Annotated in this window: 21 protein-coding genes and 1 pseudogene; 14 read left to right on the forward strand and 8 right to left on the reverse strand. The window is 63.1% G+C overall.

Translation table 11 applies throughout. The annotated features are described in order from the left end of the window. Positions 1–29: 29 nt before the first annotated feature. The 3 genes and pseudogenes from C4J93_RS11675 to araH all read left to right on the forward strand — a co-directional run bounded on the left by C4J93_RS11675 (position 30) and on the right by araH (position 3,510). Entirely contained in the window at positions 30–1,034 is a 1,005-nt protein-coding gene (locus C4J93_RS11675) for a substrate-binding domain-containing protein (protein ID WP_124362474.1), read from the forward strand. Then, positions 1,031–2,532 (forward strand): annotated as a pseudogene (gene araG / locus C4J93_RS11680) (L-arabinose ABC transporter ATP-binding protein AraG). The gene C4J93_RS11675 and the pseudogene araG overlap by 4 nt, the downstream one beginning before the upstream one ends. Before the next feature lie 9 nt (positions 2,533–2,541). After that, positions 2,542–3,510 carry an L-arabinose ABC transporter permease AraH gene (araH, locus tag C4J93_RS11685; protein WP_124429378.1) on the forward strand — a complete coding sequence of 323 codons (969 nt, stop codon included), beginning with the start codon at positions 2,542–2,544 and terminating at the stop codon, positions 3,508–3,510. 127 nt (positions 3,511–3,637) lie between these two features. Here araH and C4J93_RS11690 read toward each other — a convergent pair whose 3' ends face one another. Next, positions 3,638–4,786, reverse strand: a complete 1,149-nt coding sequence (locus C4J93_RS11690) for an aldose epimerase family protein (RefSeq protein ID WP_124362477.1) — start codon at positions 4,784–4,786, stop codon at positions 3,638–3,640. 138 nt (positions 4,787–4,924) lie between these two features. Here C4J93_RS11690 and C4J93_RS11695 point away from each other — a divergent pair, with 138 nt between their 5' ends. Beyond that, positions 4,925–5,692 carry an SDR family NAD(P)-dependent oxidoreductase gene (locus tag C4J93_RS11695; RefSeq protein WP_124403911.1) on the forward strand — a complete coding sequence of 256 codons (768 nt, stop codon included), beginning with the start codon at positions 4,925–4,927 and terminating at the stop codon, positions 5,690–5,692. A 153-nt stretch (positions 5,693–5,845) separates the two neighbouring features. Here C4J93_RS11695 and C4J93_RS11700 read toward each other — a convergent pair whose 3' ends face one another. After that, on the reverse strand, positions 5,846–6,796 hold the full coding sequence (locus C4J93_RS11700) for an AraC family transcriptional regulator (protein ID WP_124429379.1): 951 nt from the start codon (positions 6,794–6,796) through the stop codon (positions 5,846–5,848). Positions 6,797–6,897: 101 nt separating this feature from the next. Here C4J93_RS11700 and C4J93_RS11705 point away from each other — a divergent pair, with 101 nt between their 5' ends. Continuing rightward, the gene (locus C4J93_RS11705) at positions 6,898–8,124 is read left to right on the forward strand and encodes an MFS transporter (protein WP_124429380.1); all 1,227 of its coding nucleotides are present in this window, start codon (positions 6,898–6,900) and stop codon (positions 8,122–8,124) included. A gap of 46 nt (positions 8,125–8,170) precedes the next feature. Then, on the forward strand, positions 8,171–8,998 hold the full coding sequence (gene yghU, locus C4J93_RS11710) for a glutathione-dependent disulfide-bond oxidoreductase (protein ID WP_124429381.1): 828 nt from the start codon (positions 8,171–8,173) through the stop codon (positions 8,996–8,998). Positions 8,999–9,050: 52 nt separating this feature from the next. Here yghU and C4J93_RS11715 read toward each other — a convergent pair whose 3' ends face one another. Genes C4J93_RS11715 through C4J93_RS11725 form a run of 3 tightly spaced genes read right to left on the reverse strand, consistent with a single transcriptional unit; the run spans position 9,051 to position 11,776 of the window. Further along, on the reverse strand, positions 9,051–9,977 hold the full coding sequence (locus tag C4J93_RS11715; protein WP_124403915.1) for a sugar ABC transporter substrate-binding protein: 927 nt from the start codon (positions 9,975–9,977) through the stop codon (positions 9,051–9,053). A gap of 18 nt (positions 9,978–9,995) precedes the next feature. Next, complete coding sequence (locus C4J93_RS11720; protein ID WP_124429382.1) at positions 9,996–10,775, reverse strand: TIM barrel protein; 780 nt, start codon at positions 10,773–10,775, stop codon at positions 9,996–9,998. Then, the gene (locus C4J93_RS11725; RefSeq protein WP_124429383.1) at positions 10,772–11,776 is read right to left on the reverse strand and encodes a Gfo/Idh/MocA family oxidoreductase; all 1,005 of its coding nucleotides are present in this window, start codon (positions 11,774–11,776) and stop codon (positions 10,772–10,774) included. The genes C4J93_RS11720 and C4J93_RS11725 overlap by 4 nt, the downstream gene beginning before the upstream one ends. A 183-nt stretch (positions 11,777–11,959) precedes the next feature. On the opposite strand from C4J93_RS11725, the gene C4J93_RS11730 reads away from it, so the two are divergent. Continuing rightward, complete coding sequence (locus C4J93_RS11730; protein WP_124429384.1) at positions 11,960–13,933, forward strand: sigma-54-dependent Fis family transcriptional regulator; 1,974 nt, start codon at positions 11,960–11,962, stop codon at positions 13,931–13,933. A gap of 195 nt (positions 13,934–14,128) precedes the next feature. On the opposite strand, the gene C4J93_RS11735 is transcribed toward C4J93_RS11730, so the two are convergent. Beyond that, positions 14,129–15,178 carry a LacI family DNA-binding transcriptional regulator gene (locus tag C4J93_RS11735; RefSeq protein ID WP_124429385.1) on the reverse strand — a complete coding sequence of 350 codons (1,050 nt, stop codon included), beginning with the start codon at positions 15,176–15,178 and terminating at the stop codon, positions 14,129–14,131. A 162-nt stretch (positions 15,179–15,340) separates the two neighbouring features. Here C4J93_RS11735 and C4J93_RS11740 point away from each other — a divergent pair, with 162 nt between their 5' ends. The 4 genes from C4J93_RS11740 (at position 15,341) to C4J93_RS11755 (ending at position 18,940) form a co-directional block, all read left to right on the forward strand. Then, the gene (locus C4J93_RS11740; RefSeq protein WP_124429386.1) at positions 15,341–16,426 is read left to right on the forward strand and encodes a fatty acid desaturase family protein; all 1,086 of its coding nucleotides are present in this window, start codon (positions 15,341–15,343) and stop codon (positions 16,424–16,426) included. A gap of 111 nt (positions 16,427–16,537) precedes the next feature. Then, positions 16,538–16,858, forward strand: a complete 321-nt coding sequence (locus C4J93_RS11745) for a MocE family 2Fe-2S type ferredoxin (RefSeq protein WP_053128781.1) — start codon at positions 16,538–16,540, stop codon at positions 16,856–16,858. 2 nt (positions 16,859–16,860) lie between these two features. Next, on the forward strand, positions 16,861–18,060 hold the full coding sequence (locus C4J93_RS11750; protein ID WP_124429387.1) for an NAD(P)/FAD-dependent oxidoreductase: 1,200 nt from the start codon (positions 16,861–16,863) through the stop codon (positions 18,058–18,060). A 1-nt stretch (position 18,061) separates the two neighbouring features. Further along, positions 18,062–18,940, forward strand: coding sequence for a sugar phosphate isomerase/epimerase (locus tag C4J93_RS11755; RefSeq protein WP_256660172.1), 879 nt, complete (start codon positions 18,062–18,064; stop codon positions 18,938–18,940). On the opposite strand, the gene C4J93_RS11760 is transcribed toward C4J93_RS11755, so the two are convergent. After that, complete coding sequence (locus C4J93_RS11760) at positions 18,880–19,752, reverse strand: undecaprenyl-diphosphate phosphatase (RefSeq protein ID WP_124429388.1); 873 nt, start codon at positions 19,750–19,752, stop codon at positions 18,880–18,882. The two genes, C4J93_RS11755 and C4J93_RS11760, sit on opposite strands and share 61 nt — an antisense overlap. Before the next feature lie 178 nt (positions 19,753–19,930). Between C4J93_RS11760 and C4J93_RS11765 the strand changes: the two genes are divergently transcribed. Further along, positions 19,931–20,437 carry a GNAT family N-acetyltransferase gene (locus C4J93_RS11765; protein WP_124429389.1) on the forward strand — a complete coding sequence of 169 codons (507 nt, stop codon included), beginning with the start codon at positions 19,931–19,933 and terminating at the stop codon, positions 20,435–20,437. Here the strand turns inward: C4J93_RS11765 and C4J93_RS11770 are convergent. Continuing rightward, positions 20,426–21,388 carry a GlxA family transcriptional regulator gene (locus C4J93_RS11770; protein ID WP_124366733.1) on the reverse strand — a complete coding sequence of 321 codons (963 nt, stop codon included), beginning with the start codon at positions 21,386–21,388 and terminating at the stop codon, positions 20,426–20,428. The genes C4J93_RS11765 and C4J93_RS11770 overlap by 12 nt on opposite strands. Before the next feature lie 173 nt (positions 21,389–21,561). On the opposite strand from C4J93_RS11770, the gene C4J93_RS11775 reads away from it, so the two are divergent. Then, on the forward strand, positions 21,562–22,191 hold the full coding sequence (locus C4J93_RS11775; protein WP_124362492.1) for a TetR/AcrR family transcriptional regulator: 630 nt from the start codon (positions 21,562–21,564) through the stop codon (positions 22,189–22,191). After that, positions 22,188–22,865 (forward strand): type 1 glutamine amidotransferase domain-containing protein, encoded by a 678-nt coding sequence (locus tag C4J93_RS11780; RefSeq protein WP_124429390.1) that lies wholly within the window; start codon positions 22,188–22,190, stop codon positions 22,863–22,865. Before C4J93_RS11775 ends, C4J93_RS11780 begins: the two co-directional genes overlap by 4 nt. Positions 22,866–22,889: the final 24 nt, after the last annotated feature.

Below are 22,889 nucleotides of genomic sequence, written 5' to 3' on the forward strand. Positions count from 1 at the left end.
TTCAAAAACAACAACAAGGAGTCACCCGTATGAATCGTCGTCGTGGTTTGCGTTCCCTGTGCTGCGCCGCTGTGGCGGTCTCGGCCATGAGCTTGAGCGGCCTGCTGCTGGCCGCTGAAGAAGTGAAGATCGGCTTTCTGGTCAAGCAGGCCGAAGAGCCCTGGTTCCAGACCGAATGGGCCTTCGCCGAAAAAGCCGGCAAGGAACACGGGTTTACCGTGATCAAGATCGCCGTGCCCGACGGTGAGAAAACCCTTTCGGCCATCGACAGCCTGGCCGCCAACGGCGCCAAGGGTTTCGTGATCTGCCCGCCGGATGTGTCCCTGGGTCCGGCCATTGTCGCCAAGGCCAAGGCCAACGGCCTGAAAGTGATCGCGGTGGATGACCGTTTCGTCGATGCCAAGGGCAACTTCATGGAGGACGTGCCGTACCTGGGCATGGCCGCCTTCGAAGTGGGCCAGAAGCAGGGCGCCGCCATGGCCGCCGAAGCGAAAAAACGCGGTTGGGACTGGAAGGACACCTATGCGGTGATCAACACCTTCAACGAACTCGACACCGGCAAGAAACGCACCGACGGCTCGATCAAGTCCCTGGAAGAAGCCGGCATTCCCAAGGACCATATCCTGACCGCCGCGCTGAAAACCCTCGACGTCCCAGGCAGCATGGACGCCACCAACTCGGCGCTGGTCAAGCTGCCTGGCGGCGCAAAAAACCTGATCATCGGCGGCATGAACGACAACACCGTGCTCGGCGGCGTACGTGCTACCGAAAGCGCCGGCTTCGCGGCGGCTAATGTGATCGGCATCGGCATCAATGGCACCGATGCCATCGGTGAATTGAAGAAAGCCAACAGCGGCTTCTTCGGCTCGATGCTGCCCAGCCCGCATATCGAGGGCTACAACACCGCGCTGATGATGTACGAATGGGTCACCAAAGGCACTGAACCGCCGAAGTACACCGCCATGGACGAAGTGACCCTGATCACCCGCGAGAACTTCCAGGCGGAACTGACCAAGATCGGGCTGTGGAAATGACCGCTGCGGCCCTGCGTTTTGACGGTATCGGCAAAACCTTCCCTGGGGTCAAGGCGCTCGACGGCATCAGCTTCACCGCCCACCCAGGGCAAGTGCATGCCCTGATGGGCGAGAACGGTGCGGGTAAGTCGACGCTGCTGAAGATCCTCGGCGGCGCCTATATTCCCAGCACCGGCACGGTGCAGATCGGCGAGCAGGTCATGGCCTTCAAATGCGCCGCCGACAGCATTGCCAGCGGCGTTGCGGTGATCCACCAGGAACTGCACCTGGTGCCGGAAATGACCGTGGCGGAGAACCTGTTCCTCGGGCATTTGCCGTCGCGTTTTGGTGTGGTCAATCGCAGCGTGCTGCGCCAGCAGGCGCTGGCGTGTCTCAAGGGCCTGGCCGATGAAATCGACCCCCAGGAAAAGCTCGGGCGCCTGTCCCTGGGCCAGCGCCAACTGGTGGAAATCGCCAAGGCGCTGTCCCGTGGCGCCCATGTGATCGCCTTCGATGAACCGACCAGCAGCCTCTCGGCGCGGGAGATCGATCGCTTGATGGCGATCATCATGCGCCTGCGCGATGAGGGCAAAGTGGTGCTGTACGTGTCCCACCGCATGGAAGAAGTGTTCCGTATCTGCAACGCGGTGACAGTATTCAAGGACGGCCGCTTCGTGCGTACCTTCGATGACATGAGCGCGCTGAACCACGACCAGTTGGTGACCTGCATGGTCGGCCGCGATATTCAGGACATCTACGACTACCGCCCGCGCGAGCACGGCGACGTCGCCCTGAAGGTCAACGGCCTGCTCGGCCCCGGCTTGCGCGAACCGATCAGCTTTGAGGTGCGCAAAGGCGAAATCCTCGGCCTGTTCGGGTTGGTTGGGGCAGGGCGCACGGAACTGTTCCGACTGCTCAGCGGCCTGGAGCGTGCCAGTGCCGGCAGCCTGGAGTTGTGCGGTGAGCCGCTGCAATTGCGCTCACCTCGCGATGCCATCGCGGCCGGGGTGCTGCTGTGCCCGAGGACCGCAAGAAGGAGGGCATCATTCCGCTGTCCAGCGTCGCCGAGAACATCAACATCAGTGCCCGTGGCGCGCATTCCGCGTTCGGCTGGCTGTTGCGCGATGGTTGGGAGAAGGGCAACGCCGAGCACCAGATCAAGGCGATGAAGGTCAAGACCCCGAACGCGGCGCAGAAGATCATGTACCTGTCCGGTGGCAACCAACAGAAAGCCATCCTCGGCCGCTGGCTGTCGATGCCGATGAAGGTGCTGCTGCTGGACGAACCGACCCGTGGCATCGATATCGGCGCCAAGGCCGAGATCTACCAGATCATCCATAACCTGGCGGCGCAAGGCATTGCGGTGATCGTGGTGTCCAGCGACCTGATGGAAGTCATGGGCATTTCCGACCGCATCCTGGTGCTGTGCGAAGGCGCCCTGCGCGGTGAACAACTACGCGCACACGCGACTGAATCCAACCTGCTGCAGCTGGCCTTGCCGCGCGGCCTGGCGAACTGAGAGACGACCATGACCACTCAAAACAACGCGCTGCCCTCGGCACGCAAACCCCTCGATCTGCGCGCCTTGCTCGACAACTGGGCGATGCTGCTGGCGGCGGTGGGCATCTTTGTCCTGTGTGCCTTGCTGATCGATAACTTCCTCTCGCCGCTGAACATGCGCGGGCTGGGCCTGGCGATTTCCACGGTAGGCATTGCGGCGTGCACCATGCTGTTCTGCCTGGCCTCCGGGCATTTCGACTTGTCGGTGGGCTCGGTGATTGCCTGCGCCGGCGTGGTGGCGGCGATTGTGATGCGCGACACCGACAGCGTGATGCTCGGCATCGGCGCGGCGCTGCTGATGGGCCTGATGGTGGGGTTGATCAACGGTATCGTGATCGCCAAGCTGCGGGTCAACGCGCTGATCACCACCCTGGCGACCATGCAGATCGTGCGTGGCCTGGCCTATATCTTCGCCGACGGCAAAGCGGTGGGCGTGTCCCAGGATCAGTTCTTCGTGTTCGGTAACGGCCAGCTGTTGGGCGTGCCGGTGCCGATCCTGATCACCATCGTGTGTTTCCTGTTCTTCGGCTGGTTGCTCAACTACACCACCTACGGGCGCAACACCATGGCCATCGGCGGCAACCCGGAAGCGGCGTTGCTGGCGGGGGTCAATGTGGATCACACCAAGATCCTGATCTTCGCCGTGCACGGCTTGATCGGCGCGTTGGCCGGGGTGATCCTGGCCTCACGCATGACCTCCGGCCAACCGATGATCGGCCAGGGCTTCGAGCTGACGGTGATTTCCGCCTGTGTGCTGGGCGGTGTGTCGTTGAGTGGCGGTATCGGCATGATCCGCCATGTGATCGCGGGGGTATTGATCCTGGCGATTATCGAAAATGCGATGAACCTGAAGAACATCGATACCTTCTACCAGTACGTGATTCGCGGCTCGATCCTGCTGTTGGCCGTCGTCATCGACCGCATGAAACAACGCTGAACTTGATCGTTCCCACGCTCTGCGTGGGAATGCACCCTGGGACGCTCTGCGTCCACTTCTGAATCGGGACGCGGAGCGTCCCAGGTGGCATTCCCACGCGGAGCGTGGGAACGATCAATGTAGGGTTTTAGTTGGCGGTGAACTTGAAGATGGTGTTCTGGGTGTAGGTTTGCCCTGGGTTCAAACGGGTCGAAGCAAACTTGGGCTGGTTAGGCGCATCCGGAAAGTGCTGGGTCTCCAAGGTAAACCCACTCCAGTGCTGGTAGGTCTTGCCAGCCTTGCCCTTCACCGAACCATCCAGGAAGTTACTGGTGTAGAACTGCACGCCCGGTTCGCTGGTATAGAGCTGCAAACGCCGCCCCGACTCAGGATCATGCACCTCGGCCGCCAGTTGCTTCACATCGCCTTTGGTGTCCAGCGCCCAGTTGAAGTCGAACCCACCCTGTTTCGGTTCGGCGAACTTGAGCTGCGGATGATCCTCCTTGATGTGCTGGCCGATGGCGGTAGGCTTGAGGAAGTCCATCGGTGTGCCCTTGACCGGCGCCAGTTCGCCGGTGGGAATCAGGGTGGCGTTCACCGGTGTGTAATGGCTGGCATGCAAGGTGGCGACCTGCTTGAGAATATCGCCGTTACCCGCGCCGGCCAGGTTGAAGTAGCTGTGGTTGGTGAGGTTGAGCACGGTTGGTTTGTCGGTGGTGGCCTTGTAGTCGATGTGCAGTTCGTTCTTGTCGTTGAGGCGATAAGTGACTTCGGTTTTCAGGTTGCCGGGGAAACCCATTTCACCGTCCTTGGACAGGTAGGTGAGGGTGACCCCGACCGAGTCCTTGTCCTTGACCGGCTTGGCTTGCCACACCTGCTTGTCGAAGCCCTGGGCGCCGCCATGCAGCGAGTTGGGGCCGTCGTTGAGCGGCACCTGGTAGCGTTTGCCGTCGAGTTCGAAGGCACCGCCGGCCAGGCGATTGCCGAAGCGGCCGATGGTCGCGCCAAAAAACGCGGTACCGCCTTGATAGCCTTGTACGTCGTCAAAGCCCAGCACCACATCGTCGACCTTGCCGTGTTTGTCCGGCACCTTCAGCGATTGCAGCACACCGCCGTAGGTAATCACCGTGGCTTGCATGCCATGGCTGTTGCGCAACACGTATTGTTCGACGGCGGTGCCGTCATTGGTTTTGCCGAAGGGTTTGTGTTCGCTGGTCAGGCCTGCGGCCTGGGCGCCGCCGCTGGCGATCAACATGGACATTGCCAGGCCGGACAGCAGGTATCGAGGGTGCTTCATGGTCGAACTTCCTTTTGTTGTTTTTGGATTGAATAGTTCTACTAATGTGCGATATTTCATGATTGAGACAGCGAATTTATAGCCTTTAACGCCGATTTCGTAAAATAAAATAAGACTAATTGATCGAGGCATCACGTTATGAGTACTCAGCAGGCCCTGTATCCCGACCTCAAGGGCAAGACCGTATTGATCTCCGGCGGGGCTTCCGGGATTGGCGAGTTCATGGTGCGGGCGTTCGCCGCCCAGGGCGCCAAGGTGGCGTTCGTGGACCGCGCGCAAAGCCAGGGCGAACGCCTGGCCGCGCTGTTGAACTCCAACGGGCATAGCGTTGAGTTCGAATGCTGCGATATCACCGACGAGATCGGCTATCGCGCGGCGATCGGGCGCTTCGAACATTCCCTCGGCCCGATCACGGTGCTGGTCAACAACGCGGCGAACGACGTACGCCATACCCTGGAAGAAATCGACTCGGAAATGTTCGACCGGCTGATTGCGGTCAACCTCAAGCACGCCTTCTTTGCCGCCAAGGCCGTGGTACCAATGATGAAAGAGGCCGGTGGCGGCTCGATCATCAACCTGGGCTCGGTCGGCTGGATGATGGCCTCCGCCGGCTACCCGGTGTACGCCGCCAGCAAGGCCGCCGCCCACGGCATGACCCGTGGCCTGGCGCGGGAACTGGGCCCCCACCACATCCGCGTCAATACCCTGGTGCCAGGCTGGGTGATGACGGAAAAACAACTGGCCATGTGGGTGGACGACGCGGCCCGTGAGCTGATCGCCCGCAGCCAGTGCCTGCCAGGCAGCGTGATGCCCGAGCATATCGCCAATATGGCGCTGTTCCTCGCCTCGGATGCCTCGGCGATGTGTTCGGCGCAGAACTTTATCGTGGATGGTGGCTGGGTCTAGGCCAGGCGCCACTGTTCAACTGTGGGAGGGGGCTTGCTCCCGATAGCGGTGGGTCAGTCAAAGATGCATTGACTGACATGCCCTCATCGGGAGCAAGCCCCCTCCCACAGTTGAACAGTGGTGTTTATGGAGACCGCGTGCTGTTCCAGGCCTTCATGCCGAACGCCTGGCAGCCCCCGGCGGCTGCCCGGTGATGCGTTTGAAGGCACGGCTGAACGCTGCTTGGGAGGTGTAACCGAGGCGTTGCGCCACGGTTTCGATGGGCATGCGTTCCAGGGTCAGCCATTGGCTGGCGAGGCGCATGCGCAGTTCCGTGGCGTAGCGCAGTGGCGGTATGCCGAGGACGGCCTGGAAGCGGTCGGCGAACACCGAGCGCGAGGTATGACACTGGGCGGCCAGCTCCGCCACGCTCCAGTCGTGGCCCGGCTGCTGGTGCAAGGCGAGCAGGGCGCTGGCCAGGCGCGGGTCGCGCAACGCGGCCACCAGGCCCGAGGCGTTGCCACAGGCGCACTCGACCCAGCCGCGTACGATCATCGCCGCCACCACATCGGCGAGGCGCGCAAGAATGCCGGCAAAGCCTACGCGCGCCGTGGACATTTCGCGCTCCATTACTGCCAGGATCGGCATCAGCCCCGGGTAACGCTGGCCGCCGGCATCGATCAGCATCAGGGCCGGCATCAGGTTGCCAAGCCCTTGGAGGCTGCCGAGCTCAAACTCCATGCACGCACTGAACAACACCAGGCTGGGGACGGTATCGGGTGATGCATTCACGGCGCACACGGTATCCCCCAGCGGTGCGCTGTGGAAATGGTCGATATCCTGCACGACGGCATCCGCTGCGGATAACAGCGCGTGCGCGCCGCCGTGGGAGATGAACACCGCATTGCCGGCCGACAGCGCGAAAAGGCTGCCGTCCTCGGTGCGCAGCGTGGCGCGGCCGGCCGCGATAAAGTGGAAATAGGCGTGGCCCGGCCGGGCGCCAAAGCCCATGCCGAATGTGGGCCCGGCCTGGATGCGCCGATACTGCACACCCCGCAGGCGCATGCCGCGCAGCAACTCGTTGATCAGCTCGGAAGAAGCGGTGAAAGCGTCCACTGAAGTCATACTCGGGGTTTCGGTTAAAAACTCAAGGCTTTGTATCATAGATCATCCTGGCCGGCCTACCTAGACTGAGCGCCTCGCCAATGACTTGAGGAAGACCTGCGATGACTGATTGTGCAGCCCATACGCCTGCGGGCGTTGTGACAGAGCCGGCCTGGCTGGCGGTATTTTCCCTGGCGATGGGGGTATTCGGCCTGCTCACGGCGGAGTACTTGCCGGCCAGCCTGTTGACACCGATGGCCCTGGACCTGGGCGTTACCGAGGCGCTGGCCGGGCAGGCCGTCACGGTGACGGCGGTGGTAGCGCTGTTTGCCGGCCTGCTGGTGCCTGGGCTGACCCGTGGTATCGACCGGCGCGTCGTGCTGCTGGGGTTTTCCACGCTGATGATCGCCTCCAACCTGCTGGTGGCATTGTCCTCCAGTCTGACGGTGCTGTTGTTGATGCGCATCCTGCTGGGCATCGCCCTCGGCGGTTTCTGGAGCATGGCCGCTGCAGTGGCGATGCGCCTGGTGCCGGCGGCGTCCTTGCCCCGTGCGCTGTCGATCATTTTCAGCGGGATCGCGCTGGGCACTGTGGTCGCCGTGCCGCTGGGCAGCTATTTGGGTGGCCTGTACGGCTGGCGCAGTGCGTTTATTGCGGCGGCTGCCGTCGGCCTGCTGACCCTGGCGTTCCAGGCATTCACCCTGCCGCGCATGGCACCTCATGGCACCGCGCGCCTGCGCACCGTGCTGGACGTACTGCAGCGCCCCGGCATCGCCATCGGCATGTTCGGCTGCGTACTGGTGCACACCGCGCATTTCGCGCTGTTCACCTACATCCGGCCGTTCCTGGAAAGCACCACCGGGGTCGACACCGAGGGGCTGGCGCTGATGCTGCTGGGGTTCGGCGTGGCGAACTTCGCCGGCACGCTGTTCGCCGGGTGGCTGCTGGTGCGCCGCCCACGCACAACACTGGTGTTAATGCCGGTGTTGGTGGCAATCGCGGCACTGGCGCTGGTCTGGTTGCCGGCGTCACTGCCGGGCCAGGCGATGCTCCTGGCGCTATGGGGCATGGCATTTGGCGGCGTGCCCGTGGCGTGGTCGAACTGGGTCGCGCGGGCGGTGCCGGACCAGGCGGAAAGTGCCGGAGGCATGGTGGTCGCGTCGGTGCAGTCGGCCATCGCGGCGGGCGCTGCCGGCGGCGGGCTGATGTTCAGCTTCAGTGGCATTGGTGGGGTGTTTATCGGTGCGGGTGTGTTGATGTTGCTCGCGGCCTTGCTCATCGCCCTGCGTGTGCAGGTGCCTGAGCAAGACGGGGACACCAGTGTGACGCGCCACGCGTCTTTGGTTTAGTCTAAAACCCTTTGTTGATCGCAAGCGCCCCCGAGGAGCACCGAGCATGTCTGACTATGTACCCCCCAAGGTCTGGACCTGGGACACCGAAAGCGGCGGCACCTTCGCCAGCATCAACCGGCCCATCGCCGGCGTTACCCATGAAAAAGCGCTGCCGGTCGGCAAGCACCCCTTGCAGCTGTATTCCCTGGCCACGCCCAATGGGCAGAAGGTCACGATCCTGCTCGAAGAGCTGCTGGCGCTCGGGCACACCGGTGCCGAATACGACGCCTGGCTAATCAAGATCGGCGACGGCGACCAGTTTGGCAGCGGTTTCGTGGCGGTAAATCCGAACTCGAAGATTCCGGCGTTGATGGATCACAGCGGCGCTGCGCCGATTCGCGTGTTCGAGTCGGGCGCGATCCTGCAGTACCTGGCCGAGAAGTTCGGCGCGTTTTTGCCCACCGAACCTGCCGCCCGTGCCGAATGCCTGTCGTGGCTGTTCTGGCAGATGGGCAGCGCACCGTACTTGGGCGGCGGCTTCGGGCATTTCTACGCGTATGCGCCGAGCAAGATGGAATACCCGATCAATCGCTTCGCCATGGAGGCCAAGCGCCAGCTGGATGTGCTGGACAAGCGCCTGGCGGTGAGCGAGTACATCGCCGGGGACGCCTACACCATTGCCGACATCGCCATCTGGCCCTGGTACGGCGGGTTGGTCAAAGGGCGGTTGTATGGGGCGGCGGAGTTTCTCTCGGTGCATGAATACGAGCACGTCGTGCGTTGGGCGGATGCGATTGATGCACGGCCGGCGGTGCAGCGCGGGCGGCGGGTGAATCGGGTGTCCGGCGATGATCAGTTGGCCGAGCGCCATAGTGCGAGCGACTTGGACTGAAAGTGTGGGAGGGGGCAAGCCCTCTCCCACATTTGGATCTTCTTGGCTTCAATTATTTGTAGCGCTGTTCGAACACCGCTACCTGTTCGGGTTTTATGAGTTCGAACGGCACCCACACCTCCGACTCAATCGGCTCGCCCTTGATCATCCGCACCGCCGCTTGTACCGCTTGAGTCGCCTGGGCTTTGGGGTCCTGGAACACTGAGGCGGTGAGCACGCCGCGCCTGATCGCCGCCAGGCCATCGGGCAGGCCATCGATGCCGACAATCGCCACTTCGCCCTTGGCTTTGCCGGCCTGCTGCAACGCCATGGCCGCGCCAATCGCCATTTCATCGTTGTTGGCCACAATCGCATCGAACTGTGTGCCCGCCAGCAGCCAGTTGCTGGTCAGGTCCATGGCCTTGCTGCGTTGCCATTCGGCACTTTGCTGCTCGACGATCTTGATCCCGGGAAAGTCCTTGAGCACCTGCTTGGCGCCTTCAGTGCGGTCATGGGTGGCGTTTTGCGCCAGGTCGCCCATGATGATCGCCACGTTGCCCTTGCCGCCGAGTTTTTCCGCGAGGTAGCGCATTTGCAGTTGCCCGGCTTCGATGTCGTTGGACGCCACGGTCACGACCCCCTTGGGCAGCGTGCGTTGGTCGGGATGGCGGTTGACGTACACCAATGGCTTGTTGGCGGCCACGGCGGCGCGGGTCATGTTGGCGGTGGCGGCGGTGTCCACCGGCAGCACGATGACCGCGTCGACGTTCTGGTTGAGGAACCCTTCGACCTGGTTGAGCTGACGCACCACGTCGCCCTGGGCGTCCTCGAACTGGATCTGCACGTCTTGTTGTTTGGCGGCCGTTTCAAGGCCGGTGCGCACATAGGTCATGAAGTTATCGTCGACCCGCGCGATGCTCACGCCGATGCGATACGCGGCGAAGGTCCATTGGCTGAACAGCAGCAACAGGGTGGCAACGATCAATGAATAGCGATGCATGGGGTGTTCCTCTTGTTGTTATAGGGTGAAGGCTTGGCGAAAACGCTGCAGGGCGGCTTCGCTGTCGCCGCTGGCCCAGGCTTCCAGGCCGACCACGCCGCTGTAGCCGATGGCCTGCAGCGCCCTGGCGATCGCCGGGTAGTGGATTTCGCCGGTGCCAGGCTCCTGGCGCCCGGGCACGTCCGCCACCTGGATTTCGCCGATGGCGCTGCCCGCGCGCTGGATCAATTCGATCAGATTTCCTTCGCCGATCTGCGCGTGGTAAAGGTCCAGGTTCATTTTCAAATGCGGGCTGCCCACGGCTTCGATCAGCGCCAGGGTGTCGTCGGCGCGGGCGAATGGCGTGCCGGGGTGGTCGACCTCGGTGTTGAGGTTTTCCAGCAGGAACACGCGGCCGGCGTCTTGCCCCAGGCGAGCGATTTTCTCCAGCGTCTTGCAGGCACTCAGCCACATGCGCCCGGTGGTCCGGCTGACGGGTTGCACCGGCAGGCCGCCGTCACCAAGGCCGGTGCCGTGCAAATTGAGGCTGGGGCACTTGAGGCGCTCGGCAACGCTTAAGGATTCGCGGGCGCTGTCGAGCAAGTGGCGGATACCGTCGGGGTCGGTGAGCGTGCCGCTGATGTAGCCGGTCATGGAGGTGAAGTCCGCGCCCGTCGCGGCCAGGGCGTTGATGTCCTTGTCTGTCCAGTTCCAGATTTCGGCGCTGAAACCCAGGGCATGAATCCGCTTGACCCGCTCGACGAAGGGCAGGTCCAGAAACACCATCTCGGCACTCACCGCCAGCTTGAACGGGCTCATAGGCTCACCGCCGTGCCTTGCTCGTAGGATTGGATACAGGCGCGGGCAATCGCCAGGGCGGCGCGGGCATCTTCTCCGCTGGCCAGGGGCTTGGCGCCGCTGCGCAGGCAGTCGACGAAGTGGTTGAGCTCGGCAATGTAGGCATCGCGCAACAGGTCGGTGTCCAGGCGCTGGGTGTCGGCCTGGATGCCCTGGGCCTGGTAGCGCACCAGGTCGCAGGCCTGCACGCCGCCCATGGTCAGCATGCCGGCGCTGCCGAACACTTCACCACGCACGTCATAGCCATACACCGCCTGGAAGCTGGCTTCGGCGGTGGCAATCGCGCCGTTATCGAAGCGGATCGTGACTACGGCGGTGTCGAGCAAACCCTGGCTTTTGTAGTCCGGGGCGATCAGGGCGTCGGCCATCACCTGCACCTGCACCGCTTCGGCGCCGGGGTTGAGGTAGCGCAGGGTGTCGAAGTCGTGGATCAGGGTTTCCAGGAAAATCACCCATTGTGGTGAGGCGCCAGGGTTGTTCAGCGCCGGGTCGCGGGTCAGGGAGCGCAGCAACTGCGGGGTGCCGATTCGGCCTGCGGCGACGTCGAGGTGGGCGGCGCGAAAGCTGTTGGCGAAGCGCCGGTTGAAGCCGACTTGCAGTGGCACCCGGGCATCGGCCGCAGCGGCGATGGCGCGGTCGGCTTCATCGAGGGTGATCGCCATGGGTTTCTCGCAGAAGATGCCCTTGCCGGCACGGGCGGCGCTGATCACCAGTTCGGCATGGCTGCGAGCGGGGGCGGCGATGAGTACGCCGTCGATATCCGGGTCGTCGAGCAGTTGCTGCGGGTCGGTGTAAACCTTGGCTACACCCAGCTCTGCCGCCAGACGTGCGGCTTGCCCTGGGGTAGGGTCGGCGATGGCGGCGAGGCAAGCGCCGGGAATGTGCCGGGCGGCGGTCAGGCCGTGGAAGCTGCCCATGCGGCCGGCGCCGATCAAGCCCAGGCGGATGTTTTTTGTATTCATGTATGACCCCTTTTTATTGTTGGCCTCAGGACGGTCCTGGCGGGTAAAGGGGTAAGAGCAAGGGCTGTGCCAAAATCCAAGCGACTGATATTTAACGGTTTTAAATAAACATCAGAAAAATGGTGTTCATTTAAATGACATGTCTATGCTGACATGTCGAAAACATGAACATGGACACCACTTATGAGCATGGCGATCAGTGCGCAAGACCTCGATTACCTGACGGCGCTGGGCCCCGCCGCGCTGAATGACGGCCCGGTCGCAGCCTTGGAGCAGGCGTGGCAGGCCTGCCTGGACGGCCAGCTGCAGCGCCCGCCCGAGGTGCGGCAAACGATCTGGGATTCCTGGCGGCGCAGCGTCGAGGCCGGCATCGATCCGGCAGACAACGCCTATCGCTTCGTCGCTGCCGACACACTGGCGGCCACCCTGGCCAGCCACCGCGTGCTGATCGCCGCCGCCGCGCAAGTCATGCATGGTTTGCTGGCCTATAACCCGCGCGGTCATATCAACCTCACCGACGCCGACGGCACCACCTTGTATTTTTGCGGGCTGGACATCACTCCCGTGGGCAGTCGCCTGCTTGAATCGGTGCAGGGCACCAACTGCACCGGCCTGGCGCTGGCCGAAGATCATCTGGTGTATGTGCTGGCCGAAGAGAACTTCGCCGTCGGCCTGCGTCAACGCCGCATGCACTGCGCCGCCGCGCCGATCAAGAATGCACAGGGCCAGACCCTGGCCATGCTGACGCTGACGGCCGAGCCCGGCTGGTTTCACTTCCATACCCTGGGCACCGTCCAGGCGGCCGCCGAGGCCGTGTCGCGGCAGATGGCGCTGCAAGCGTTGCTGCAAGAGCAACAAACCGTGCTTGAAGTGCTTAACGAAGGCTTGGTGGTGCTGGATGAACGCGGGTGCATCAAGGCGATCAATCGCTACGCAAGGCAACTGTTCAATGTGGGCCTGGAGCTGCTTGGCAGCCCTTTCCACCGCCTCGCTCGCAGCGAGCTGAGCGACGCCATGCTGCTGCGCGGCGGCGAAAACGTGCGCGATTTGGACTGCACCTTTCACTTGCACGACCGCAGCCAGCTCGCCTGCCTTGTCTCGGTGTGCCCGCTGGAGCAGGGTGGGGTGATCGTGTCGGTGCGTGAAAACCGCCGCATCCGTGAAATCACCCGGCGCATTGTCGGCACCCAGGCCCGCTACACCTTTGAAACCATCCAAGGCACCTCGCGCGCGATCCAGGACGCACTGCACCTGGGGCGCATCGCCAGTCGCAGTGATTCCACCACCTTGATCCTCGGCGAAAGCGGCACCGGCAAAGAGTTATTTGCCCAGGCCATTCATAACGCCAGCGAGCGTTGCACTGGCCCCTTCGTCGCGGTCAATTGCGGCGCGATCCCACGGGACCTGGTGCAAAGCGAATTGTTCGGCCATACCGAAGGCGCCTTCACCGGCTCGGCGCGTGGCGGTTCGGCGGGCAAGTTCGAACTGGCCGATGGCGGGACGATTTTCCTCGATGAAATCGGCGACATGGCCTTCGACGCGCAAGTCAGCCTGTTGCGCGTGTTGCAGGAAGGCGAGGTGACCCGCGTGGGCGCGAAGACCTCACGGCCAGTGGATGTGCGCATCATTGCGGCGACCCACCGCAATCTCAGCCAGGCGGTGGCCGAGGGAGCGTTCCGCGAAGACCTTTACTACCGCCTCAATGTGCTGAATATCACCGTGCCGCCCCTGCGGATGCGCCGTGACGATATTCCCTTGTTGGCGCGGCATTTCCTGCAGCGTTGCGCGCGCTCATTGCGCAAATCGCTGCAAGGATTCTCGCCGGACGCGTTGGCGTTGCTGTCGGCCCATGGCTGGCCGGGCAACGTGCGCGAGCTGGAAAACGCGATTGAGCGGGCGACCAACCTGGCGATGGGCGAGTGGATCGAGCCTGGCGATTTACCCTTGGAGGCCAGGCCGCGCGTCCCGGCCAGCCCATATGCCGCGCCACCTACGCAAGACCTGAGCAGCCATGAAATGCATGCCATCGTCGCCGCGCTGAAAAGCACCGCTGGCAATATCCGCCTGGCCGCCCGGCAGCTGAACGTGTCCCGTGGCGGGCTGTACAACAAGATGAATCGGTTCGGGCTGAATGCCGGGGATTTTCGCGGCCGGTGAACGGTTACCGATGCGGGAGGGCGATGAAGCGCACGCCGCCCTCTGTAGGAGCGAGCTTGCTCGCGAAAAACGCCCAGGCAACGCGTTTATTCTGGATAAACGCGGGGGGCCTGAATTTTTCGCGAGCAAGGGCTAGCCGCCCGCCTCGCTCCTACAAAAAGCTCTGACTGACTGGCATCAGGGCAAGCCCCCTCTTCAGGTGCCCATGTTTTCCGAGGTGACGATGTGCGGCGGGATGTGCACCCGATGCCGCGCCGGATCGAACGCCTCGTCGCTCTGCAGCGCCACCAGCAGGTCCACCAGCGCCACCGCCGTCTGCTGCGGCTGCGAATCCATCACCACATCGATCAACCCTCGGCCCAGGGCCTGGCGCGACAGTTCGGTGGACTCCTGCAAAATGCAGCACAACGCCGGGCGCTTGGGCAGTTGCGCCAGGGCGTTGATCACGCCGTCACCGCCACCGCCCACCACGCACAAGCCGCGCAGGTCGGTGTGGCGGCTGAGCAGGTCGAGGGTGGCTTCCTCGGTGATGTCGCAGTTGTCCAGATTGATCAGCGGTTCCAAGGGCTTGAGCCCCGGCGCGTGTTCGGCCAGGTAGCTGTGCAAGCCTTCGACCCGTGCCTGGTGGCCGAGAAAACGGTGGCCCCCCAGCAGAATGCCCACACTGCCTTTGCGCGCGCCGCAGGTGCGCGCCAACAGCCAGCCCATGGTGCGCCCGACGACGTGATTATCCTGGCCCACATAAGGTTCGGCCGCGCGTTCGTGGATGTCCGAGAGCAGCGCCACCACCGGCACCCCGGCTGCGCGGATCTGCGCCAGGCACGCATTGATCAACGGGTGGGCGAAGCTGACCACCGCCAGCGCGTCGCACTGCACGGCCAGTTGCTCGATCTGCGCGACGATGGCGCTGGGTGTGCGGTCGACGATGTACTCGAACTGGCAGCTCAGGTTGGCGCTGGCGTGCTGCTGCGCCGCCGTGCTGATCGACTGGGCCAGGTTGGCATAGAACGCCTGGGCGGTGCCTAGCAGGAGAATGCCGAAACGGTAGGTCGGGCGCCGTTCGCGGATGCGCTGGCCGATCAGCCGCGCGGCGAAATAACCGACCGCTTCGGCAGCCTGGAACACCTGTTCGGCGGTGTCCGGGTTGACCGGTGCGCGAGCGTTCAATACACGGTCGACGGTGGCCACGCTGAGTCCCGCATGGGCGGCAACCGTGGCAATGGTCGGGCGTTTAGGGTTGTGCATGGCGAGCCCCTTGAGCGTCTTGATAGAAAACTATCAAGCCCCGCTGGGCCTGGATGATAGCTTGATAGGGAATGGATTCAAGCCCTTGAGGCTGATTTGGCCGCGCTCTATGGTTGGTTTCGCAAAGCCCCTGAAACCCCACGCTTGCGGAGAACAATAACAATGCCTGAACACACCGCTCACCGCGCCCGGCGCGATTACAGCCTGACCGGCCCCGAAGCCGCCCGCGCCGCCGAAAAAGGCCTGGTCTCGGCCCGTTGGTACCAGTCGCCGATCCCGCGCAAACGCATGAAGGAATTGATGCAGCGCCGTGACGGCCCGGCCCTGGTCGACACGGCCATCTGGTTCACCGCGTTGTTCGTCACAGGCTTTGGCGGCTACTGGTTCTGGGGCTCCTGGGCCTGTGTGCCGTTCTTCCTCGCCTATGGCGTGCTCTACGGCACCGCCTCCAACCCGCGCTGGCACGAAACCGGGCACGGCACGGCGTTCAAGACCCGCTGGATGAATGACGCGCTGTACCCGGTGGCGTGCTTCATGTGCCTGTTCGAACCCCATGTGTGGCGCTGGAGCCATGCCCGGCATCACACCGACACCATCGTCGTCGGCCGTGACCCGGAGATCGTCGAGCCGCGTCCGCCAAGCTTTTGGATGATGTTTCTGAGCCTGTTCAATCTGCCCCTGGCCTGGAAGACCTTCAGTGGTGTGGCCCGCCATGTCATCGGCCGCATGAGCGCCCAGGAGCAAGACTTCATCCCCGAATCCGAATGGCCCAAGGTGTTTCGCGCCGCGCGCATCTGGGTGGGCATTTACGCGTTGATCATCGGCACCGCCTTGTACCTGCACAGCTGGTTGCCGCTGATGCTGGTGGGGCTGCCGAGTCTCTATGGCGCCTGGCTCGGCTACCTGTTCGGCCTCACCCAGCACGTGGGCCTGGCCGAAGATGTGCTCGACCATCGCAGCAACTGCCGCACCATCTACATGAACCGCGTGCTGCGCTTTATCTACATGGACATGAACTACCACCTCGAGCACCACATGTACCCGATGGTGCCGTACCACGCGCTCGACAAGCTGCACGAAGAAATCCGCAGCGACTGCCCGCCGCCGTACGCCAATCTGTTCGAGGCCTACAAGGAAATCCTGCCAACCCTGTGGAAGCAGCGCAGCGACCCGACCTATTTCGTCCAGCGCCCCACCCATAGTGGCGAGCGAGCTTGCTCGCGCTGGGCTGCGCAGCAGCCCCAATAAACCTGACGCGGTCTTTCAGATAACCCTCAATCGCGATCCTGGGGCCGCTTCGCAGCCCAGCGCGAGCACGCTCGCTCGCCACCAGGAACGTTATTCACCTGGAGAAAAATCATGAACGATCAATGGATCGACGTCTGCGCCGTGGGCGAAATCGACGAAGAAGACGTGTTGCGCTTCGACCACGGGGCACACACCTATGCGGTGTTCCGCTCCGCCGACAATGAGTTTTTCGCCACCGCCGGCCTGTGCACCCACGAAAAAATCCACCTGGCCGACGGCCTGGTCATGGACCATGTGATCGAATGCCCCAAGCACAACGGGCGTTTCGATTACCGCTCTGGCAAGGCCCTGGGCGCGCCGGTCTGTGTCAACCTGAAGACCTACCCGGTACGGGTCGAAGCGGGGCGAGTGTTGCTCGCTGTCACGGCGTGATGATGAGCGCGCCCCTGATTATCGTCGGCGCCGGCCATGCCGGTGGCCGTGCGGCGTTGACCCTGCGCGAGGAGGGTTACGACGGTCGGCTGATCCTGATCGGCGACGAACCGCACGCGCCCTACGAACGACCGCCGCTGTCCAAGGCCCTGTTGCAAGGCAGCCAGGACCTGGCCGGGTGCAGCCTGTGCGACAGTGCACGGCTGGCCGAGCTGGATATCGAGCATATCGCCGGCAATGCGGTCAGCCAGCTGGCGCCGCAGCAGCAACGGCTGCAACTGGTCGATGGCCGCTGGCTGGACTATGCCGGCGTGCTACTCGCCACTGGCGGCCGTGCGCGGCGTCTGCCTCAAGCCCAGGCCAATGTGCTTTACCTGCGCACCCACGATGAAGCGCTGGCCCTGCGCGCCCAGTTGCGCCCCGGCACCCGGCTGGTGATCGTCGGCGGCGGGTTTATCGGCCTGGAAGTGGCGGCGACCGCGCGCGGCCTGGGCTGCGCGGTGACGGTGCTCGAAGCCGGGCCGCGCCTGGCGGGCAGGGTATTGCCAGCGATCATCAGTGAAGCATTGCTGGATCTGCACCGCGAGCAGGGTGTGGACGTGCGCTTGAACGTCACTGTGGAATCCATCCAGGCCGACGCCGTACACCTGGTGGACGGGCAGACGCTGCCGTGTGACCTGGTGGTGGTCGGTATCGGCATGCAACCCAATATCGAACTGGCCGCAGCGGCCGGGCTGGACGTCGGGCAGGGCATTCGCGTTGACGCGCACTTGCGCACCAGCGCGGCGAATATCTACGCAGCGGGAGACGTCTGCGAGTTCCGGCTTGGCGGCCTCTATCAGCGTCAGGAAACCTGGCGCAATGCCGAGGCCCAAGGGCGGCATGCCGCATTGAACCTGCTGGGCCGGGCATTGCCATTCGACGCCGTGCCGGGTTTCTGGTCCGACCACTATGACTGGGGCTTGCAGACGGTCGGTGTGATGACGCCGAGGGTGGTCAGCCGCGCCTTGCCCCACGGCGGTTTGCTGCTGCTCTACCTCGATACCGATGGGTATCTGCAAGGCGCCTGCGGCTGGGCGCCGGGCAACAGCGTGGCCAAGGACATCAAGCTGTGCGAACGCCTGATCATCGCCCATGTGCCGTTGCCGTCGGTGGGCCTGGCTGATCCTGCGATCTCTCTCAAACACTGGTTGCGGGGCTGACATGCGCGAATTTCTGGTATTCCAATCGCTGTGGGCGATGCACACCGAACCCGGCCCGCTCGAGGCGCAACTGGATCGAATCGCCGCCGCCGGCTTCGATGGCGTCACTGATCATTACTGGAAGGCGGCCGAGGTCGCACGCTTGCACGCGGCCACCGCCGCACGGGGTTTGCAGATCGAAGGCCAACTGTTCCCGCAGTCGGTGGATGACCTGGCGCGCGCACTGGAGGTGATCAGCCGCTACGGCTGTCATCACCTTACCCTGCAAGCCGACGTGCGCCCGCGTACCCAGGCCGAGGCGGGCCGGTTGATCGAAGGCTGGCAACGCCTGGCCGAGCAGGTGGATTTCCCGATCCTGCTGGAAACCCACCGTTATCGCCTGACCAGTGACCTGCCGTTCACCCTCGACCTGCTGGCGCACATGCCTGACCTGAAACTGCTGGCGGACCTGTCCCACTACGTGGTCGGTCGCGAATTGCCCGAACCCGGCGCCGCCGACGACGATGAACAGATACGCACCATCCTGCGCCATAGCTGGGGCTTTCATGGGCGCGTAGCCAGTAGTGAACAGGTGCAGGTCGCGCTGGATTTTGCGCAGCATCAACCCTGGGTAGAACGCTTTATCGGTTGGTGGCGCTACGGAATCGAGGACTGGCTGGCCCGCCCGAATACCCCCCAAAGCCTGTCCTTCACCTGCGAACTCGGCCCGCCGCCCTATGCGATCACCGGCGCGGATGGCCGGGAACTCAGTGATCGCTGGGCCGAGGCACTCACCATGAAAACCCTGGTTCGCAACCTATGGAAGCAGTGCCTGGACGATCAACTCAGCAGCCCGGTGCTGACCGCCCCAATCAAAAACACCCCGAGCAGCGCGCGGTAGATCACGAACGGCCAGGTGGAGAAGCGTTCCAGAAACTTCATCAGGCCCCATATCGCGAAAAACGCCGAAATGCTTGCCACCGCCAGGCCGAAGATCAAGTGCGGCCAGGCGTGGGCGGGCAGGTCGGCGTGCAGCAGCACCCACAGTTCTTTCAGGCCGGCGAGGGCGATGGCGGGCAGGCCCAGCAGGAATGAAAAGCGTGCCGCTTCTTCGCGTTTGAAATTCAGGAACAGCGCGGCGGTCAAGGTCGAGCCCGAGCGCGAGACCCCGGGAATTAATGCGCCGATCTGCGCGATGCCCACGATCAACGCATCACGCAAACGCATTTCGCTCACCTCGCGGGTGTGACGGGCGCGCAGTTCGGCTGCCGCCAGTAATATCGCCATCACCACACAGGCAATACCGATCACCATCAGCCCACGCAGCGGCGAGTTGCAGGTATTCAAGGTTGACGACAGCGCCAGGCCGGCGATGCAGATCGGGATGGTCGCCAGCACAATCGCCACCGCCAGCTTGAACCAGCGGTCGTTGTAGTCGCCCCGGCGCACGGCACTGATGCTGCCCGTGGTCACTTGCTGTACATCGCGCCAGAAGTAGCTCACCACCGCCGCCAGCGCCGCCAACTGCATCGCTGCGGAAAACGCCGAGCCGGGGTCTTGCCAGCCAAGCAGGGCCGGCACCACGCGCATGTGCGCGGTGGACGATACCGGCAGCAACTCGGTAATGCCCTGGATCACCCCCAGGATAAAAATCTGCAGGTAATCCAGGGAGGCAAACCCCACATCCAGGCCGGCGGAGCAGACGTTAGTCAAAATACGTGTCCTTGAAAAAAGGGAGAGCCGGCGAAGTTTATTCTAAATGTTTCTGGATTTCGGCCAGGGGCCAGGGCTATTTGCAATCGGTTCAGCCAATAGAAAGGTTGGGCAATGTATTGGCCTTGCCAGCCGATTTGTGAACAATGGCGCCCTGCGTTTTTTCACCGAGAGCCCCATGCCTGAAACCACTGTCGAATTGATCCAGACCGGCCCTGAACACGCCGAGCTGATCCGTAATCTCTACCAGTACTACGCCTATGAGTCTTCGGATTGGGAGCAGGAAGATGTCGAGGCCGATGGCCGTTTCTACATCCACGACGAGCACCTGGCCCGCTATTGGCAAGACCCGCAGTGGAGCGCCAACCTGTTATTGGTCGACGGTTATGTGGCCGGCTTCCTGTTGATCGAAGGCGGCGAACTGCCAGGCATCGATGCCCTGGAGCTGGCCGACCTGTTCATCCTCAAGCGCTACCGCCGCAAAGGCATCGGCCGCGCCATCGCCACCCAAGTGCTGTGCAGCGGCGAGGCCAATTGGCTGGTGCGGTTTTATGACCAGGACGAAGTGTCCCAGGCGTTCTGGCGCACGGTGCTGGATAACCTGCCGCGCCCGGTGCAGACCCTCGAACTCGAGGATGAACCGCACTTGATCAGCTACCTGGTGACCCACGCTTCACTGCATTGAGCGGCCATGGGCCTGGGCGGGGCTGAACAACACCTGCTGCATCGCCTGCGGTGGTTGCCCGAAGGCTCGCAGGAACGCCTGGCGCATGCGCTCGCGATCACCAAAGCCGGTCTCGCGGGCTACCACTTCGACCGGGTGGCGACTGGTTTCCATCATCGCCCGCGCCGCCTCCACGCGCAGCGCCTCAATGGCCTTGGCCGGCGTTTGCCCGGTTTCTTCGCGAAATACCCGGCTGAACTGGCGGGGGCTGAGGCGAGCGACATCGGCCAGGGCGTCCACCGACAGGTCGTGGGTGAGGTTTTCGCGGGCGTAGGCCAGGGCCAGTTGGACGCGGTCGGACTTAGGGTCCAGTTCCAGCAAGGCCGACAGTTGCGACTGTTCACTGCCGCGCCGTTGTGCGATCACCAGCTTGCGCGCAATGCGCCGGGCCAGGTCGCTGCCCAGGTCGTTCTCGACCATGGCCAGCGCCAGGTCGACCCCGGCGCTCATGCCGGCGCCGGTCCACACCTGGCCATCCACCACAAATAACTTGTCTTCTTCCAGGCGGATATCGGGGTAGCGCTTGCGAAACGCCGGCGCATGGATCCAGTGGGTGGTGGTGCGCTTACCTTCGAGCAAACCGGCTTCGGCCAGCACGAAAATACCCATGCACAGCGAGGCCACGCGGCGCGATTGCGCGGAGGCGGCCTTGACCATCTCCAATAGATTGGCTTCCGGCAGGCGAAACTCCAGGTAGCCGCTGACGATCAGCGTGTCGTAACCCTGCGGCCGAATCGGCGCGGTGTTCACCGAAAAACCCTGGGAGGTCATGACCGCGCCGCCGCTTTCCGACACCAGGTGAAACTCATAGGCCGGCTCGCCCCGCAGCAGGTTGGCGCACTCGAACACCGAGCCCAGGCTGAGGCTCAAGGACTGGAAATTCGGGTAAACCATCAACGCAACGCTGTGCATCGGCATTCTCCAAGGGGCGCGGGAGAGGCGATTGTCGGCGCGTGCCAGGTAAACGGCAACTGCCTTTGGCCGATGGCCGGAATCCTTGCGCATATGACATTGTGAGCCTGCGCCTGCGGCCCTAACATTCCTCCAACGAACTAGACGACTGGTCTAATCGGCAGGGGCGAAGCATGAACAGCGAAACCAGAAGTGCACGGCAGACCATTCTTGAAAGTGCGCAAGCGATTGTGGGCAGCAAGGGATTTTCCGCGGTGGGATTGAACGAAATACTTCAAGCCGCCGACGTGCCTAAGGGTTCGTTCTATCACTACTTCAGCTCCAAGGACGCCTTCGGTGTGGTGTTGCTCGATACCTATTTCGATAACTACACACAATCCATGGAGCAGTTGTTCAGCCAGGCGCACTTGTCTGCATACGCCAAGCTGATGCGCTACTGGCAGGCCTGGATCGACAACCACACCGGCTGCACCGACGCCGGAAAATGCCTGGCCGTCAAACTCGGCGCCGAAGTGTCTGACCTTTCAGAGCCGATGCGCCTGGCGTTGCAACGCGGCACTTCACGCACCATCGAGTTGCTCGCCCTGGCGCTGCAGCACGGTGTGCAAGACGGCTCGCTGATGATCGGGCAACCCCCCGAAAGCCTGGCGCGACGCTTGTATGCGTTGTGGCTGGGGACCAGCGTCATGGGCAAGATTACCCGTACCACCGCGCCGTTCGATGAGGCGCTGGGGCTGACCCGACAGTTGTTGGGCCACCCCGAAAACCCTGTTAATCACAACGATCGAGGCACTGGAAAATGAAAGTATTAATGGTACTGACCTCTCACGACCAGCTTGGCGATACCGGCCGCAAGACCGGCTTCTGGCTCGAAGAGTTTGCCGCTCCCTATTACGCGTTCAAGGACGCCGGTGCCGACGTCGTGCTGGCATCGCCCGCCGGTGGCCAGCCGCCGCTGGACCCGGTCAGCGACCTGCCGGACTTCCAGACCGACCAAACCCGACGCTTCGCCGCCGACCCGGCCGCGCAACAGGCCTTGGCCACCACGGTGAAACTGGATTCGGTCAACGCCGATGACTTCGACACCGTGTTCTACCCAGGTGGCCACGGCCCGCTGTGGGACCTGGCCGAGTCGCCGGTTTCCATCGCGCTGATCGAGTCGTTCGAGCGTGCCGGCAAGCCTGTCGGGTTGGTCTGCCATGCACCGGGTGCCTTGCGTCACGTCAAGGCGGTCAACGGCGAACCCTTGATCAAGGGCCGTCGCGTCACCGGGTTCTCCAACTCGGAAGAGGCGGCAGTGGAATTGACCGAGGTGGTGCCCTTCCTGATTGAAGATGAATTCAAGCAGTTGGGTGGCAAGTATGAGAAGGGCGCTGACTGGCAGTCTTTCGTGATCGTCGATGGCTTGCTGGTGACGGGGCAGAACCCCGGCAGCTCCAGCGAAGTGGCCAAGGCCCTGTTGAAACTCACCGCTTAATTTAAATAACCGATTGATGCGTTG

The organism is Pseudomonas sp. R2-37-08W (assembly GCF_003851705.1).
GTDB lineage: Bacteria > Pseudomonadota > Gammaproteobacteria > Pseudomonadales > Pseudomonadaceae > Aquipseudomonas.